We start from the raw sequence: 17,626 nt of genomic DNA, 5'->3' as shown, positions 1-17,626 counted from the left end.
AACTTACTATTGTAGTTATATACTAGATTAGCTACTATAATGGAAAATAGATATAAAAGTCAAAATATTTTATCTCAAGGTGATGACATAGAAGATGGAAGTACAAGCGCTATTAGATGTGGAACAACTCGCAATAAAAAAACAAAAAACTTTTAACCAAAGTCCTTTAAGATATTTGGCAAGAGCAGCCTTGGCAAGTATGTTTATTGGATTTGGTGTCATTGTAGCTTTTAAAACAGGAAATTATTTTTATATAGAACACTCTCCCTTCGCCTATCCAATGGCTGCTTTAACCTTTGGTTCTGCCATTATTTTAATTGCTTATGGAGGCGGCGATCTTTTTACTGGTAATACATTTTATTACACAATTGCGGCTCTAAGAAAAAAAATGCGCTGGGCGGAAGTATTTAAGTTATGGACAGGAACATACGTAGGTAATATCATAGGGGCAACTATTTTTGCATTTTTAATTTATGCTACAGGGTTATTTAACGATAGTTCAGTTAATGGCTTTTTACTTAGTGTTGCTGATAAAAAAATCCACACACCGTTAATTGAATTGTTTTTCAGAGGAATTCTATGTAACTGGCTTGTCTGTTTAGCATTCTTTATTCCCATGTCTTTAAAAGGGGATGGACCGAAACTGTTTACCATGATACTATTTGTCTTTTGTTTTTTTATTTCAGGATATGAGCACAGTATTGCCAACATGTGTACCTTTGCGATAGCTTTAGTTTTAGATCATCCCGACACAATTAGTTTTGGTGGTGTTATTCGAAACTTAATACCAGTTACTCTGGGCAACATTATTGGTGGTAACTTTTTAATGGGATGGATGTATCACTTTGTTAATAAACCATTTATGGATCTTGATGAATAATAGAATGTACAACATTTTATTTACATTATAAAAAGTGCCGGCAAACCCTCTTCGTTTGCCGGCATTTTTTATACCTGTTCATGGATAAATCGATCGATTCTTTTCATTGATTCATCTAGTTGTTTTAACGACGTTGCATAAGAACAACGTATATAACCCTCTCCACTTTCTCCAAAAACGTTACCTGGTACCACTGCTACTTTTTCTTTTTTCAGTAATTCTTCAGCAAATTTTTCGGATGTTAGCCCCGTTTTTTTGATAGAAGGAAACACATAAAAAGCTCCACCGGGTAAATGACAAGATATACCTATATCTTTCAGTGCTTTAACGACAAAATTCCGGCGTTGTCTATAGCTTGTTTTCATCTCTTGAACACTGGTATTTCCATTCCTTAATGCCTCCAAAGCTCCATGTTGGGCCATCGTTGGCGCACACATAATCGTGTATTGGTGAATTTTTGTCATCGCGGCAATAATTTCTTTAGGACCCACAGCATAGCCTAAACGCCATCCAGTCATTGCAAATGCTTTGGAAAAACCGGAGATAAGAATGGTTCTTTTCATCATCCCCTCTATTGCAGAGAAGCTCGTAAAGGCTTCATCATAGGTTAATTCTGCGTATATTTCATCTGAAATAACAAGTAAATCATGTTTCTCTATAACAGTTGCTATTTTTATTAGTTCTTCTTTGGCTAACAAAGTTCCAGTAGGATTATTTGGACTACAAACGATTACCGCTTTTGTTTTAGATGTAATCGCAGCCTCAATTTGTTCTGGTTGGACCTTAAAGTCATCCTCTGCACTCGTGTGGACAATTACTGGTTTCCCTCCTGCCAAAGTAACTGCCGGAGCATACGAGACAAAACAAGGTTCAATAACAATAACTTCTTCTCCAGGATTTAAAACTGCTCGTAGTGCTAAATCAATCGCTTGACTAGCACCGACAGTTACAATTACTTGGTTCTCGGGATTGTACTCCACTTCATAGTTATTCCTTAAATACTTACTAATCTCCTGTCTTAGCTCTAACAATCCAGCGTTTGCTGTATAAGCAGTATATCCTTGCTCTAAAGAATGGAAACTTGCCTCAATTACATTCCACGGAGTTATAAAGTCTGGCTCACCAACCCCTAGAGAAATAACATTGTCCATTTGAGTTGCTAAATCAAAAAAACGCCTTATTCCAGATGGTTTGATTTGTTCTGCAGTTTCTGAAAGGTATGATCTTTGTTGAGTGTTCATGGTGTCACCATTATTCTTTTATCCCCATCATCATTATCATCAAAAATAACACCATCATGTTTGTATTTTTTAAGTACAAAATGTGTAGTCGTAGAGATAACAGTGTCAAGGGTAGATAGTTTATCTGATACAAACCTGCTAATTTCCATCATTGTTTTACCCTCAACGGAGATAGATAAATCATACGCTCCAGACATTAAGTAAACAGCTTTCACTTCAGGATAACGGTAAATGCGCTCGGCAACCTTATCAAAGCCAACACCTCTAGACGGCGTTACTTTTACATCAATCATAGCTGTTACTCCTTCGTATTCCAACACTTTAGACCAGTTTACAACGGTAGAATAACCCAATATAGCTCCTTCAGTTTCTAATTTAGTTATCATTTTTTTCGTATCTTCTAAGCTCACATCAATCATTTTTGCAATATTTTTAGTTTCTAATCTTGCATTACCTTCCAAGAGTTTTAACAGTTCTAACTCTTTTTTCTCCATGTTGGTCCCCCACTTTTCTACAATAAGATTAACCAGATAATTTAGATAATTTTATCTAATAGTACTATAAACATATACAAATATAAACAAACTTATTATGTGAATAATTCCCACATGTCACTCTTTTTGCATACTATGTATTGGAAATCTTTTCGATTATAGTATTTCTATATCATAGTAACAGGCATTCAGTTCTGATTGAAGTAAGACAAAAGACTTTTTATATATTTTTTTAACAAATTGAATTAATCCCCAAGCGATGAAGATACAAAACAAAAGAGCGACAATAAAGTTGGCTTCCCTACTCACAAAAACTATTGTCTGAAAACTGTTGTTAATGACTTAATATAAAGTCTGCACTCACTGCTATGTTGATTTCTGCTCTGGGCAGTCGCTTTCCGTGGGCAACGCTTCAACTTCCTCGGAAGGAACCCACTTCCTGCGGGATTCTCAGCTGCTGCTTTCCCACAGGAGTCGACTGCCCTACACTCCCAATCAACCATCATAAGTAGGAATTGCTGTTGTTTAAGTTATGAGGTGGTAGAAAAAAGCATTCTACTCATACTAACTTGCTTGAACAGATTTTCTTTTTTCAATAAGAAAGCTATTCTAAGCGAAGACAAAATACGAGACTCCTTGAAAATACAGACCAATTTTCTGCGTGCGATGCATTGCTTAAGTAGCATTCCTTATCCTATGGGAAAGGAACAGTCTGAAGGCCCCGCAGAGAGCGTTATTTGCGAGCGAGAAGACCGAAGCGTTCCCCATGGAAAGCGAGTGTTTTCCGTAGCGTTGGATTGAGCACTCAACTTAGAAAAAACGCAAGGAAAGTTACTGCGGACTTTATAACAAGTGCGACGGGTTCCAGCAATAAGATTTATGAGTTAATCTAGAATGGACCAGTTAATTGTTCAAAAAATAAAGGAGTTTGTATATATGAAAATGAACTACACTAATTTCCTTGCCAGTATGGGGGTTGGTAGTGCACACCCCGGTGGACTTAAAATTACTGAGCACTGGCTAAAAAAAGTTAACCTTAATCAAACATCTAAAGTTTTGGATGTAGGTTGTGGGACAGGTCAAACAATTCATTTCATTTCAAATGAATATGATTGTGATATAACTGGAATTGACTCCAATACCGAAATGATTTCAAAGGCAAAACATCGATGTAATCAACAACAAGCTGTCAAGCTATTAAAAGCAAGTGCAGATACTCTGCCATTTAATAGTCAAACATTTGATCTCATTATCTCCGAATCTGTAACCTCTTTTACCAACATATCAGATTCACTGAAAGAATACACTAGAGTATTAAACAAAAAAGGGACGCTTATTTTACTCGAGATGACACGTGAAGCAAAGTTGTGCCAGCAATCACTAGATGAGATTAAACAGTTTTATGGAATTATGGAAGTTTTATCTGAAGAAGAATGGATAGAAAAATTAGCAAATAGCGGTTTTAATTCTATTCAAACAGAAGTAGTAACTTCTTCTACAAGTGCAAAAAATGACTTTAATATGTCTGAATATGTGAATGAAGATTATTTTGATATGATGGCTGAACACTATAAAATGAATCAAAAGTACTCAGATAAATTAGGCGCAAGAATTTATTATTGTCAATAATAAAGGAGATTTATTATGGTTTTGGTTGAGACAAATAAATGGCTTGATCAATATACACAAAAAAAGGGAAGCTCATTTAAAAAAAATATTCTTATTCAAAGAACATTACTTTGCGAACCTCTAACTGACTTTTTTAACGATGCTACTGCCGAAGAAATCCACATGCATTTACTAAACCACGGGCTATTTATTCCTGATCCTTTAGATAAACAAGTCATTAAGGAAATAATTGATAAAGATTTTTGGCAATTAGCAAATCAAGAAATCAATCAACTTCAAAATGACTGGAACGGACCAGATGTACCTGTATTTATCTTTCCTTCCAACTACACTAATAAACTCCTAATAAGAGAATTTAATGGTCTTGCTGGACTTAGTTATCAAGACAAAATATTTTTATTTGTAACGAATCACACAAACGACGATGAATTACAATCGTTGATTACTCATGAGTACAATCACGCTTGTAGGCTTTCCTTATCTTCAAAAAGTGAAGAAGAGCTCAATTTATTAGACGGGTTAGTTCTTGAGGGTCTTGCTGAGTTTGCAGTAAAGCAACGACTCGGAGATAAAAACCTAACAAAGTGGACAAATATTTATTCAAAACAGGTTATAAATACCCATTGGGAAAAGTGGATTAAGCCAAATCTAACGATTAAAAAAATGGAAAAAAAACATGATCAGCTTATGTATGGTTTAGAAGAGATCCCCAAATGGCTTGGCTATAGCTTTGGTTTTCAGTTAGTTAGTTCTTTTTTTGAACACGAAAACACAACTATGTATGAATCCTTACGACTTCCATCAAGTGCTATTCTTGAAGGATCAGACTTTCATTAAAACAATTAATCTATGAGTATAGCTCTTGGTAATTTTTGCTAAAAATGTGTGTTAGCCTTTGGCACATGTCCTCTACAGATTCCCAGCTCTTTCATACACTAATAGTATCCAGGTATGAAAGGAGTATGTTGATGTCTCACTATCATGAATGTAGAAGTAATATTGGACGCCCAGTTAGAATACAAACAATTGATGGCAAGGTGCATCGCGGAATCATTCAAAAAGTAAATCACTCACACGTGTTCTTACAACCAATGTCACCAAAGCTTGGTGGTTATGGATATGGTTTTTACGGACCTTATGGTGGATATGGAGCAGGTCTTGGATGGGGAGTAGCTCTAGGATCAATCGCAACATTAGCTTTTCTACCACTCTTTTTCTGGTAGATGAAAAAGTGCTTGCGTCCGGGGCAGACTTTCTAAAAATTAGTTCCTTAAAATAAACTATAATTTCCTAGGCAACAATGCAAACAAGCTAACTAGATTTCTCATCTAGTTAGCTTGTTTTTTATTGGTCCAAAACAGATAGCGCGCCACTTCAATTAAAAATTGAACTAGCTAAAACTAATTTAACTACCCCGATATACTTGATAGCCCCACGGTGAAACTAATAAAGGTACATGATAATGCGCTTCGACGTCACTGATTCCAAATTGAACTGGTACACGATTAAGAAATACTGGTTCATTCAGATTAAGGTCCATTCGGTTATAATAATCTCCGATATGAAACACTATCTCATATTGCGCCATTTCCATTTCCTCTGACTTAAGAAACGCTTGATCTAGACGACCATCAGCATTCGTAATTGCAGACTTTACATATTGTCTGTTCGATTCGCTAATAACTAAATACAAATCCACCTTAACATTTGATGCTGGTTGCCCATGCGTCAAATCTAGAATATGTGTCGTTAATCCTGCCATTTAAAAACTCCTATCCCACCAGTTTTATTGATATTATTTCATAAAATCTTATCTTGCAATCTGAACAAGGCAATCTTATATATTTCTGTTAATGCTGTATTAAACTCATCATCATCAGAATGATTTACCCTGGTTTTCATAGAATCATGTATATCATCTTTTTGCTTTCCTTTTACTGCGAATATAAATGGAAAACCAAACTTTTCTATATATGTATGATTTAAAGACTGAAAACTTTTATATTCTTCTTCCGTTAAATTCTTTAACCCAGCACTTTGTTGTTCATGAACAGAATCCATACTCATTTCTATATTATCACCAAGATTGGGATGGGATCGTATTAGTTCTAACTGTTCTTCTTTAGGAGAATTGCTTACAATTTCAACCATTCTTTGATGAAGTGCGTCTTTTGATGTGTACGGGCGGAATTCAAAAGCTTTTTTCGCAACCCATGGAGAATGTTCAAATATTTCGCCTAATATTTCAATGAATTCTTGTTCACTTAGTTGATTTACATCCTCTATATTCATAATGACATCCCCCTTTCAGAAAAACGCTATCCATAATTTCTATTTTTATCATCTTTAATTTTAAAGATAATTCTGAATACTGTCATTGTTCATTTCATACAATCATTCACTTTGTTACTGAACAAAATGTCTAATAATGCATAGAAACGGATTGGAGATCACAAGAACCTTCATTATTTTCCTAAAATGGTTGGACTATTTCAGTTACCTAACACTGTCTTTATTCTTAATGCTAAACGTATCTGTAAAGATGTTTCAGGATCCGTTATACTTCTGCCTAACAATTCTTCACATTTTTCTAAGCGATAAACAACTGTGTTCCGATGAACAAATAACCTTTTAGCTGTTTCTGATATTTGACAGTGTGTCTCCAAATAAACAAATAAGGTATGCAAAAGTGTTTCATCTTGATCGTGTTCACGCTTTGCTAGTTGTTGGAGCGAGTTATAATAGAACTCTTGTAGGTCTTCTTTTGGAATAACTCTTAATAATTCCATAATATCTTTTGTTTGGTACGTGTGAATAAATTCAATTTTCCCTGCTAACTTACCCGCTTGCAGAGCATCTTGCGCTTCCTTAAATCCTGTTTTGACATTTAAAAAATTTCTCGATAAATTACTTACTCCAAATGAGATGGATTTGTTAAAACGCGTCTTTATTTTAGCCTGTACTAACTCCAGTGAGGACATAACATATTTGTTAATATTCTGTTTTTCACTATCAACCTCAAACAGTAAAATACAAAGATTCCCTCTTGTAAATAAATGTGTAGATAAAGACAAACTGACTAATTCATCCTCTATATATTCGTAGATTGTATCCATCTCTAACTGTGTTTGTGTGTAACTTCCTGTAAAAATAGTTGATACAAGCTCTCCAGCTGTACAAATATAACTTTTGGTATCGTCCAATGCGAACTCTTTAGCTCGATTAGTCACCTCATCCTCAGAAGAAAACATACCTTCTGTGAAGTTAAAGAAAAATTCATTCCTCACCCTTCTGGAATACTGCTTTAATGCATTTTCCTTCATCAATTCAAATGAAATTACGTTTGTAGCCTGCTCTATCGTTAACAATGCAGAATGATTATCTGGGTGAATTTCTCCTAATACAATTAAATATCCAGCTTTTTTCTCATATGTATAGACTAGAAACACGGAATATGTTTCTTTATCTGGTAACGTAGAAAATGAAAAAAATGATGTATCTGGAAAAAGTATAGATGAATCTTTCATATATAAATCTTCCATTATATGGGCATTTTTCCTATTGTTATGCGAAAAAGCAATTGGCTTCGTATATTGATCTAGTAATACTACTGGAAAATCAATCATTTCAGATAAGCTTTTTAATAATTTTTGAATACCTTTCCCGCTCATAATGTGATTGGAGAATTGCTTATGTGTATCTATAGCAAAACGCAATTCATTTGTCCGCTTATCTAGGATACTACTTAACACCTGATTTACGATATCCCCTAGTGAGCTTTCAATTGGAAGTTCAATAATTGGAAAAGAGAGATAATCCGCAATTTCAAGTACCTCTTTAGGAATATCCGGTAAAAACCTTTTTGTTTTTATTCCTAATGCTGCACACCCTTGTTTATGCATCTGTTCAACTAGTTCCACTAGAAGATGTGGTTGATCTTTGACATGATATGCTGTAGTTACTAGCAACTCATTAGGCTTTAAAAACTTTGCGATATCAGGTGCGTCCATCATATTGACATGGAGTACTTCCCTTTGCAATCCCTCTTTACCAGCAATTATTTTGCAGCCTTTAAGGGCGGATACTTGCAAGATCTCTGCTACTTTCATTCCTACACACTCCTTATACAAAGAAACTTTTTAACTAAGTCAATTTCATAATTACCTTATACAGTCATCTAAGTGCAATATATAGTTTGGAAATGGATTTATCCAACTATATATTGTTGTAGCTGACGACAAAATTGGTATTATGAAATTGATTAAACTGATTTTATCATAATTTTTAGTTAATTTATTCATTTTGCACAATAATCACATAAATTTACTACATAATTACCAATGATGTAAGGATCAGTAATTGGTAAACTTATTACAAGTTCCGTTATAAATACAATTTAAATAAAGCATATAAATTAAATTGGTTAACCACAGATACATGGATTGGAGGAGCGGGCAATGGTAATTAAATCACGGGAAACTACAGAACAATTAAACGATATAGATACTTTAGTAAAATGGCTTGCTTCATTCGGTCAATCAAGCAATGGGGGAGTGAATCGATTACTCTATTCTAATGATTGGCTAAAGGCACAAGAAGCTTTAAAAACAAGAATGGAGAATGATGGGCTAAACACCCGTTATGACGGTGTGGGGAATTTATTTGGTAGATTGGAAGGAACGGATAAAAACGAAAAAACAATTCTAACAGGTTCCCATATTGACACTGTTATAGATGGCGGGATGTTCGATGGGGTATATGGAATAGTTGCTAGTTTATTAGCAACAAACCGACTATATAAAAAGTATGGAGCACCTAAAAAACCAATTGAAGTTGTCTCCCTTTGTGAGGAAGAAGGTAGTCGATTTCCCATTACATTTTGGGGTTCGTCTAATATCATCGGTAAATACAAGTTAGATGATGGCCTGAATAAAAAGGATACAGATGGAATTTCTATACTAGATGCTATGGAAACAGTTGGATTTGATAAAAATGCTTCAACCTCTAATATAAGAGATGATATTTCGAGTTTCATTGAATTACATGTAGAACAAGGAGTTGTTCTTGAAAAGACAGGTAATTCTTTAGGAATAGTTACACATATCGTTGGACAAAGACGATTTAACATTAAAGTAATTGGCGAAAGTAACCATGCCGGTACTACACCGATGTCTTACAGGAAAGATGCAATGAGTATTTCCGCACAAATAATCTCTTATATTGCAGATAAGGCAAAAGCAACAGACCCTGATCTAGTTGCTACCGTTGGTAAATTAAACGCTAAGCCTAACGTTCCTAATGTTATAGCTGGAGAGGTATTGTTCACCTTAGATGTAAGACATTACCAAGATAGTGTTCTAGATAATTTCTGTAACGACATAAGTCATTATTTGAAATTCATTTCTGATGAACAAGAAATCGATATCCATATGGATAAGTGGATGAGTGTAGAGCCGGTTACTATGGATGCACAATTAACAGAGACTGCAAAAAAAATAGCAAAAGAAAAAGAACTTTCACATCAGGTATTGGTTAGTGGTGCTGGACATGATGCGCAAGTTTTTGGAAGCTTTTGCCCAACAGTTTTATTATTCGTACCTAGTGTAAATGGTATAAGCCACTCCCCAAAAGAATTCACTAAAAAAGAAGATTTACAAACCGGTGTTGAATTATTAACAGCGTTACTATATGAACTAGCCTATTAATCAAGCAGGAGGATTTTTAAGATGACATTCACTGAGTTAAATACCCCACAACGAACAATTATGACTCCAGGACCAGTAGAAGTTGACCCTCGAGTTTTACGTGCAATGAGCACACCAATATTGGGTCAATTTGATCCTGCTTTTACTAAGATAATGAACGAAGTAATGGAGATGCTACGACAAGTTTTTAAAACAAGCAATAAGTGGGCATTTCCTGTTGATGGAACGTCACGTTCAGGTATCGAAGCTTTATTGTGTAGTGTAATAGAACCAGGTGATAAAGTACTTGTACCGATTTTCGGTAGATTTGGTCATTTACTTACCGAAATCTGTGAAAGATATGGTGCAGAAGTACACACCATTGAATGTCCGTGGGGAGAAGTATTCGATCAAGAAGTAGTTATAGAAGAAATCAAGAAAATTCAACCTAAAGTTACTGCAATGGTCCACGGAGAAACTTCAACCGGATGCATGCAGCCTTTAGAATTGATTGGGGCAGCGTGTAGAGAAATGGATATACTATTCATAGTTGATGCTGTAGCTTCAATTGGGGGCGTTGATATTAGAGTTGATGACTGGTTTATTGATGGTCTCATTGGCGGCACACAGAAGTGTTTATCCGTTCCTTCAGGCATGTCTCCTATCACGTACAATCATAGAATCGAAAGAGTAATCTCAGCTAGAAAAAAAGTGGAGCGTGGTATTTCTACAGAAGAGGATCGTAAAAGCGAATTAGATATGCGTCATCCTATGGTAAAGAGCAATTACTTAGATTTGAGCATGCTTCAGGACTATTGGGGGCCTCGCCGCTTAAACCACCACACAGAAGCAACCTCAATGTTATATGCACTACGTGAAGGATTACGTATTGTTTTACAAGAAGGATTAGAAGAGCGCTTTGACCGCCATGCATATCACGAAAGAGCATTAATTGCAGGTATTGAAGCAATGGGATTAGACTTATATGGAGAGAGATCATCGAAGTTAACTACAGTTACATGTATTAAAGTTCCACAAGGGATTGACCCAGAAGCAGTAAGAGGTATGCTCTTAGACGAATTTGGCGTTGAGATTGCAAAATCATTTGGACCTTTAGAAGGAAAAATATGGAGAATAGGTACAATGGGATATAGTTGTAGAAAAGAGAACATTCTTTACACATTGTCTGCACTAGAAGCTGTACTTATAAGGCATAATGCACCAATAAAAATCGGCCAGTCCTTACAAGCAACTTTAGACGTTTATAGTGAGAAATATACACCTAATAAAGTTACCTCATAAAAAATATATTTACTTGCTAGAAATCGTGAGAGAGGGGAAGCAAAATACCGTGAATGAATTAGACCTAATCATTAAAGATGGGGACGTAGTCTTACCCGAGAAAGTCCACAAGACAGATCTAGGAATCAAGGATGGAAAGATTGTTCAAATCAAAGAGAATATAACTGACAGTGCTAAACAAGTTTTACAGGCTAAAAACCTATTTGTTTTCCCAGGTATGATTGATGTTCACGTGCACTTTAATGATCCAGGTCGTGAAGAGTGGGAAGGGTTTCAATCTGGTTCTTATATGATGGCCGCAGGAGGATGTACAACTTATTTCGATATGCCCTTAAATGGAATTCCCTCTACCACAACAGAAGAAGCCTTGTTTGAGAAAGTAAACAAAGCAGAACAAACATCTTCAGTGGATTTTGGACTCTGGGGAGGACTTGTCCCAGGAAATAAACATCAACTAGCCAAGCTAGCAAATGCTGGAGTAATTGGTTTTAAAGCATTCTTATCCGCTTCAGGAAATAAAGAATTCGAAGCAGCTGATGATCAGACATTGATAAATGGTATGAACGAAATAGCTAAACTTGAAAAGGTTCTTGCTCTCCACGCCGAAAGTAGAACAATTACTGATTTTCTGACTGAACAAAAAAAAATAAACAACCAACTTTCTGCGGATGATTATGCTGAGACAAGGCCTATTATAGCCGAAGTGGAAGCTGTCGAGCGAGCTATCTTTTATGCCGAAATAACGAACTGTCCACTCCACTTCGTTCATATTAGTAGCAGCAAAGCTATTGAAAAAATCCAACAAGCCAAACAACGGGGATTGAACATTTCCATTGAAACGTGTCCGCATTATCTTCTTTTTAACCATACTGATTTAGTAGAAAAAGGTGCCGTTGCCAAATGCGCTCCCCCCTTAAGAAGTGAAACGGAACAAACTAAGTTGATTCAACTGCTGATTGACGGAAAGATAGATATCGTATCGTCTGACCATTCCCCGTCCCCGTTTGAATTAAAAGATCCGGAAAAGCACCACCTTCTCAGTGCTTGGGGAGGAATAAGTGGCGGGCAATTTACTTTGTTGTCGATGATTGAGCTTGCAATCACACATGATATACCTTTTGAACAATTAGTAAAATGGACATCTTCTAATCCAGCACAACGCTTCAACCTTCCATCTAAAGGTGAAATAAAAATTGGAATGGATGCTGATATTGCAATTGTTGACCTAAAACAATCAACAAAAGTAACACCAAAAACATTTTACGCGAAACATAAACAAAGCTTGTATATGGACCGAACATTTCCTTGTCGTATTATCAAGACCTATAGCCGGGGGAACTTAGTTTATGATCAACGACAACAACTCAGTCAAAACGTGAATGGTCAGTGGATAAAATGAATAAGCTTAAAAGCCCAAGAATCAACTATAGATTCTTGGGCTTTTATTACTTACTTTTACCCCCGCAACATTTTTTAATGTTGCAAAGTTAGTTATATGGCAACCCGGAACATCATCTGTTTTAAGCATTACAGAACCCGGAGTGCCTGTCATAATAATATCTCCAGGATATAAAGTCATCATTTGCGAAAAGTATGAAACAATGAACCAAGGAGAATACATCATATTTGAAATCGAATTTTGGTGTGCAATTCTACCATTTAACGAAGTTTGTACGACAATAGAATTGATATCATCAAACTCATCAATCGTAATTAATTCATTTCCCAAACTAAAAAAAGCATCAAAACTCTTGGACCTTTGTAAATACCTCGGATCTTCAGCATGAATATCTTTCGCCGTCATATCCAATGTACTTGTAAAGCCTGCTATATAATTTTGTGCGTTTACATAGGTAATGTCTTTGCACGTTTTCCCTATAACTATCCCTAGTTCTGCTTCAGCAGTTATATGATTCGATTGTGATGGTAACACTATCGATTCCCAAGGACCAATCAAGCTAGAATCCGGTTTTATAAAGTAAACTGGATCTAATTTCGGGGGATGATCAGATAGCTCCATCGCTTTTTCCATATAATTCATACCAATACCTAATATTTTTCTAGGATTTCTATATAATGGAGCTGTTTCTGCATCAATACCCACATATTTATCTTGATTTAACTTTTCTTTTCCTTCTTGATCGTACCATTTTTTTATTTCCTTGAGTTGTCCCTCTTGCAAGATTTCAAACACCTGTGTTTTCCAGCACTTACTTTCCATAGCATTTATCGTTTCAAGTAAAACTGTTTTATTTTCATTAACAATACCTACTTGCTCTTTACCATTCACTTTAACTGTAACTAGTTTCACTTTTAACCGCCACCTCCATGTGTTTTAACCTTACAGCAATTTATTTATACTGTTCCAAGATTAAGTTTAGTAGCTAACTTTAGTAAGTTTATATCTTGAAAGCGATTGGCAATTATAGATAATCCAACCGGTTTCCCCTCCACACTCGCTACAGGAATTGTTATTTGCGGCAAACCCGATAGACCTGCAATACAAGTCAACCGCATCGTTTTTTCTCTACGGTCCTCGAGTTGATCATTAGGCAGATTTTTAAGAGGCGCAGGTCCTGGAGCCGTCGGAATAATAAGAAGACCCTCATCGCCCAACATTAGTTCCATTTTTTGCTGAATGCTTTTTCTATGTTCAAACTTTTCTTGCTGGTTTTTCTCATGTATTTTACTAGCCATCACAAACCTTTCTCCTATGCCAGGTCCAAAAGTTGGTTTCTCTTTCTCAATCCATTCCCCGTGCTCGTTCCATATTTCCATCCCTTGCAGAATTCTAAATGTATTGGCCCACGTTTCTAGACCCTCATCTGCGATTTGCTGCTTTTCAAAGCTTGGATTTATTGTTTCAAAGAAGGATAGACCCTTAGAGAGAACCTGTTTTACTTGACTGTCTGCTTGCTCCCACCCGTCATTGCCTATAATAACCTTACTAAATGGTTGTTTATCATATTCATTATTCAGTAAGACTTTTCCTACACGTAGCAATGTATTGGGATCTTGCGCCATCCACCCTACTGTGTCAAAACTTTTAGCTAATGGAATAACACCATTTATATCAACAGCACCATGTGTTGGTCTAAACCCATATACACCACAGTATGTTGAAGGTATTCTTACAGAACCACCTGTATCGGTACCTAAAGCAAAATCAACATCACCAGCAGCAACTGCCACAGCAGATCCACTTGATGAGCCACCAGGAATACACGCTGGAGCTTTAGGATTTACTGGTGTTCCATAATGAAAATTCTCACCATTTAAACTGTACATCAATTCATCTGTATGTGTAGTTCCGACTAATGTAGCTCCACTGTTTAATAATAAATCAATAGAAACAGCATTATTTTCTGATGGTTGGTGTGATCGATACCAGTCTGGATTCCCGGCAGTATTTAAATAATTTTTTATAGCAAATACATCTTTCACAGAAAATGTAAGATCTTTAAGTATACCTACATTTGATGGTTTCAACTTTATATCTTGATTCACATAAGAACGATACGTATCATTCACATGCTTTGCCCCCCACCACTTTTAATCTTAAATAATTACTCTCTCTGCAATCACTCGTTTTACTGCTCGAATAATTCCACCATAACCTGTGCATCTACAAAGATTACCCGATAACGCTAGTTGAATTTGTTCATCCGTTGGATTGAGTGTTTCATTTACTAATGATTTAACCGCCATTATCATCCCTGGTGTACAGTATCCACATTGAAAACCGCCTTCCTCTAAAAAGGCCTGCTGAATTGGATGAAGAGAACTATCTTCAGCAACTCCTTCAATGGTCGTTATGGAAGCGTTGTTAATCTGATATGCCATCACTAAACATGCGTTTACCAAACTACCATTTATCATTACAGAACAAGCACCACATCGACCGATTCCACATGAGATTTTAGTTCCAGTTAATTTAAATTCATTTCGAAGCAAATCAACAAGACGAGTCGTCGGATCAACTTCTAATTTTTTTTCATGATTGTTAATTTTTAATTGTATCCATTTTTTAGTGTCTGTTTTTAATGAATCTTGTACACTTACTGCCTTACCTTGATCCATTGCCGTTGCCTCCTTTGGCTTGATGCAAATAAGATTTCTTCAGAGGAAATTGGTAAACGAGTAGGCCAATACCCAATAGCATGATGAATTGCTTTAGCAATAGCAGGAGCAACTGCGACAGTTCCTATTTCTCCCACTCCTCTAGGTCCATATGGATCCCCTTCTACCAATTGTTCAATCGCTTCCGTATCCATCGAGAATGGAACGTCCAAAATACTAGGAATCAAGTAACTATCTAAGTTTTCGGTAATATATTTTCCACCTTCCATCAATGCATCTTCCATTAATGTATAACCTAGCGACATTACGCCGCCACCCTCAATTTGGCCAATATACCCCATTGTACTTACAACAGGACCAGCTGCAATCGACTGATCTAAATCAATTACTTTAACCTTACCTGTCAATAAATCTATTTCAACCTGTGCTAATACAGCACCAAATGTATATAAAAAGTGACCACCATCAACCGGGTCAGGAGTCGTAGGAAAATCAAAATTAGTGGACACAACAATCGTTTCATTTTCATTTATTTGCTTAGCAATTTCATCGTAAGTTAGCAACAGCGCATAGGAATTTGCTTTTGTTATGGAGAAAACACCACCCCTCCCTAGCTGCATTTGACTAACTGATACACTTGTAATTGCTGATGCTTTATTTAATATCTGTTGTTCAAACGCACCTTTCATTCGTTGCAGCGCATGCCATACCATACTAGTACCTCTAGAAGCAGTAGTTGACCCGGACGAAGGTACTAATGCCGTGTCACCAATTACAATTGATAAATCTTCGGGAGCACAACCCAGCTCTTCCGTTACAATTGTCTCAATAACACCAAGAATACCTTGGCCCGCTTCCTCAAATCCAAAAGCAATCTCGATTTTCCCTTTTTCACTTAATGAGATTCTACCACCAGCAGGATCAAGTCTTCCATACCCTAATCCGCCCCCATGCATCGTTATTGCCGTTCCAATCCCTCGTACTTTCCATTTATCGTTCGGAGGGGAGTCTTTGAGTTGGTTTGTTTTTATCGTTAACTTTTTATTAATCGCTTCTAAAACTTCATAAGCACCATTTGTAGGAGCGATTCGGTGACCGAGAGGACCCGGGTCATCAACCTTTCTTATATTACGTCTTCTCAGTTCGTTGGGATCCATACCTATTTTCTCAGCTAACCGATCGATTTGCCCCTCGAGAGCGAATGTTACTTGATTTCCACCGAACCCTCTAAATTCACCTGAAACACCATTATTAGTAAAAACCGATATGCCTTCTGTTACCATATTCGGTATCATATATGGACCTGCAGCATGCTCAACTGAGAAGTCTAAAATAGCCGGTCCAAGCGTTGCATAAGCACCAGTATCAGCAATAATATTTACTTGATTTGCAAGTATTCTCCCTTCACTATCAACACCTGTTTTCATTGTTATTTTCATCGGATGACGTTTTAGTCCAGCTATTAAAGATTCCTTTCTCGTTTGGTGTATCTTAACAGGACAACCAGAAACAAGTGCCAGAACTGCTCCGTAAGGTTGGATATTCAGTTCATCCTTTCCTCCGAAAGAACCGCCCATTGGACTTGATACAATTCGTATCTTTTCTTCTGGGATGTCTAGTATTCGTGAAAGTTGGAATCTATCTTTATAACCATGCTGCGTACCTACATATACCGTAATCGCTCCATCTTTTTCTGGTACGATAACGCCACCTTCTGTTTCCATGTATGCATGCATTTGCCTCGGCACCTGATACGTTTCTTCTACAATAGCTGCAGCCTTAGCAAATCCCGCTTCCATGTCACCTGTTTTAAAACCTGCTTTATGAAGTATATTTCCCTCTGGGTGAAGTTTTGGAGCATCTTTTTCAAGTGACTTTTCGGGACTATCTAAAATCGGAAGAACTTCATATTCTACCTTTATTAGTTCAAGTGCCTTCTCTGCAATTTCAACTGATACTGCAGCAACAGCAGCAATAGCATCACCTACATAACGAACATGTTCTTCGCAGAGTACTGGTTGATCAGGAGTCACTATTCCAAAACGATTTAAACCCGGAATATCCTTATGCGTAATAATCGCCTTCACACCGTATAATTTTTCAGCATGATCTGTATTAATAGATTTAATAATTGCATGAGGATAGGAACTTCTTAATATTTTTCCATATAGCATATTAGAAAAGGATAAGTCCGTTAAATAGCTTAAACTACCTGTAACCTTAGCTTTTCCATCTGGCCGTATTCGGCGTCTGTTTTTATAGAATTCTTGATTTTTTTGCATGTGTCTCAATCCTTTCACCAAACTATAAGAAAAG

16 protein-coding genes are annotated in these 17,626 nt (G+C 36.4%); 7 read left to right on the top strand and 9 right to left on the bottom strand.

Going from position 1 to position 17,626, the window contains the following annotated elements:
• The first annotated feature begins 94 nt into the window (after positions 1–94).
• On the top strand, positions 95–880 hold the full coding sequence (locus tag QQS35_RS11245; RefSeq protein ID WP_285932207.1) for a formate/nitrite transporter family protein: 786 nt from the start codon (positions 95–97) through the stop codon (positions 878–880).
• Between the two features lie 68 nt (positions 881–948).
• On the opposite strand, the gene QQS35_RS11240 is transcribed toward QQS35_RS11245, so the two are convergent.
• A complete protein-coding gene (locus tag QQS35_RS11240) occupies positions 949–2,121 on the bottom strand; it encodes an aminotransferase (RefSeq protein WP_285932206.1) in 1,173 nt (390 codons plus the stop codon).
• Entirely contained in the window at positions 2,118–2,615 is a 498-nt protein-coding gene (locus QQS35_RS11235; protein WP_285932204.1) for an Lrp/AsnC family transcriptional regulator, read from the bottom strand. Before QQS35_RS11235 ends, QQS35_RS11240 begins: the two co-directional genes overlap by 4 nt.
• 936 nt (positions 2,616–3,551) lie before the next feature.
• On the opposite strand from QQS35_RS11235, the gene QQS35_RS11230 reads away from it, so the two are divergent.
• The 3 genes from QQS35_RS11230 to QQS35_RS11220 all read left to right on the top strand — a co-directional run bounded on the left by QQS35_RS11230 (position 3,552) and on the right by QQS35_RS11220 (position 5,467).
• Positions 3,552–4,244, top strand: coding sequence for a class I SAM-dependent methyltransferase (locus tag QQS35_RS11230; protein WP_285932203.1), 693 nt, complete (start codon positions 3,552–3,554; stop codon positions 4,242–4,244).
• A gap of 15 nt (positions 4,245–4,259) precedes the next feature.
• The gene (locus QQS35_RS11225) at positions 4,260–5,081 is read left to right on the top strand and encodes a DUF2268 domain-containing protein (RefSeq protein ID WP_285932201.1); all 822 of its coding nucleotides are present in this window, start codon (positions 4,260–4,262) and stop codon (positions 5,079–5,081) included.
• Between the two features lie 131 nt (positions 5,082–5,212).
• Entirely contained in the window at positions 5,213–5,467 is a 255-nt protein-coding gene (locus QQS35_RS11220) for a hypothetical protein (RefSeq protein WP_407933960.1), read from the top strand.
• A 182-nt stretch (positions 5,468–5,649) separates the two neighbouring features.
• On the opposite strand, the gene uraH is transcribed toward QQS35_RS11220, so the two are convergent.
• The 3 genes from uraH to QQS35_RS11205 form a co-directional block, all read right to left on the bottom strand.
• The gene (uraH, locus tag QQS35_RS11215; RefSeq protein WP_285932198.1) at positions 5,650–6,006 is read right to left on the bottom strand and encodes a hydroxyisourate hydrolase; all 357 of its coding nucleotides are present in this window, start codon (positions 6,004–6,006) and stop codon (positions 5,650–5,652) included.
• Between the two features lie 38 nt (positions 6,007–6,044).
• A complete protein-coding gene (gene uraD / locus QQS35_RS11210; RefSeq protein WP_285932197.1) occupies positions 6,045–6,536 on the bottom strand; it encodes a 2-oxo-4-hydroxy-4-carboxy-5-ureidoimidazoline decarboxylase in 492 nt (163 codons plus the stop codon).
• Between the two features lie 200 nt (positions 6,537–6,736).
• Positions 6,737–8,353, bottom strand: coding sequence for a PucR family transcriptional regulator (locus QQS35_RS11205; RefSeq protein ID WP_285932196.1), 1,617 nt, complete (start codon positions 8,351–8,353; stop codon positions 6,737–6,739).
• A 348-nt stretch (positions 8,354–8,701) separates the two neighbouring features.
• Between QQS35_RS11205 and allC the strand changes: the two genes are divergently transcribed.
• Genes allC through QQS35_RS11190 form a run of 3 tightly spaced genes read left to right on the top strand, consistent with a single transcriptional unit; the run spans position 8,702 to position 12,629 of the window.
• Positions 8,702–9,949: an allantoate deiminase gene (allC, locus tag QQS35_RS11200; RefSeq protein WP_285932195.1), complete on the top strand. Its 1,248-nt coding sequence runs from the start codon at positions 8,702–8,704 to the stop codon at positions 9,947–9,949.
• 21 nt (positions 9,950–9,970) lie between these two features.
• Positions 9,971–11,230 (top strand): pyridoxal-phosphate-dependent aminotransferase family protein, encoded by a 1,260-nt coding sequence (locus QQS35_RS11195; protein WP_285932192.1) that lies wholly within the window; start codon positions 9,971–9,973, stop codon positions 11,228–11,230.
• A gap of 49 nt (positions 11,231–11,279) precedes the next feature.
• A complete protein-coding gene (locus tag QQS35_RS11190; protein ID WP_285932191.1) occupies positions 11,280–12,629 on the top strand; it encodes an allantoinase in 1,350 nt (449 codons plus the stop codon).
• A gap of 21 nt (positions 12,630–12,650) precedes the next feature.
• Here QQS35_RS11190 and QQS35_RS11185 read toward each other — a convergent pair whose 3' ends face one another.
• Genes QQS35_RS11185 through pucD form a run of 4 tightly spaced genes read right to left on the bottom strand, consistent with a single transcriptional unit; the run spans position 12,651 to position 17,592 of the window.
• Positions 12,651–13,541 (bottom strand): fumarylacetoacetate hydrolase family protein, encoded by an 891-nt coding sequence (locus tag QQS35_RS11185; protein ID WP_285932190.1) that lies wholly within the window; start codon positions 13,539–13,541, stop codon positions 12,651–12,653.
• Positions 13,542–13,585: 44 nt separating this feature from the next.
• Positions 13,586–14,761 carry an amidase gene (locus QQS35_RS11180; RefSeq protein WP_285932189.1) on the bottom strand — a complete coding sequence of 392 codons (1,176 nt, stop codon included), beginning with the start codon at positions 14,759–14,761 and terminating at the stop codon, positions 13,586–13,588.
• A gap of 27 nt (positions 14,762–14,788) precedes the next feature.
• Complete coding sequence (locus QQS35_RS11175) at positions 14,789–15,310, bottom strand: (2Fe-2S)-binding protein (protein ID WP_285932188.1); 522 nt, start codon at positions 15,308–15,310, stop codon at positions 14,789–14,791.
• Positions 15,289–17,592: a xanthine dehydrogenase subunit D gene (gene pucD, locus QQS35_RS11170; protein ID WP_285932187.1), complete on the bottom strand. Its 2,304-nt coding sequence runs from the start codon at positions 17,590–17,592 to the stop codon at positions 15,289–15,291. The genes QQS35_RS11175 and pucD overlap by 22 nt, the downstream gene beginning before the upstream one ends.
• Positions 17,593–17,626 lie beyond the last annotated feature (34 nt).

This window comes from Aquibacillus rhizosphaerae, from assembly GCF_030282825.1.
Taxonomy (GTDB): domain Bacteria; phylum Bacillota; class Bacilli; order Bacillales; family Amphibacillaceae; genus Aquibacillus_C; species Aquibacillus_C rhizosphaerae.
This window is presented reverse-complemented; position numbering and strand designations above follow the sequence as displayed.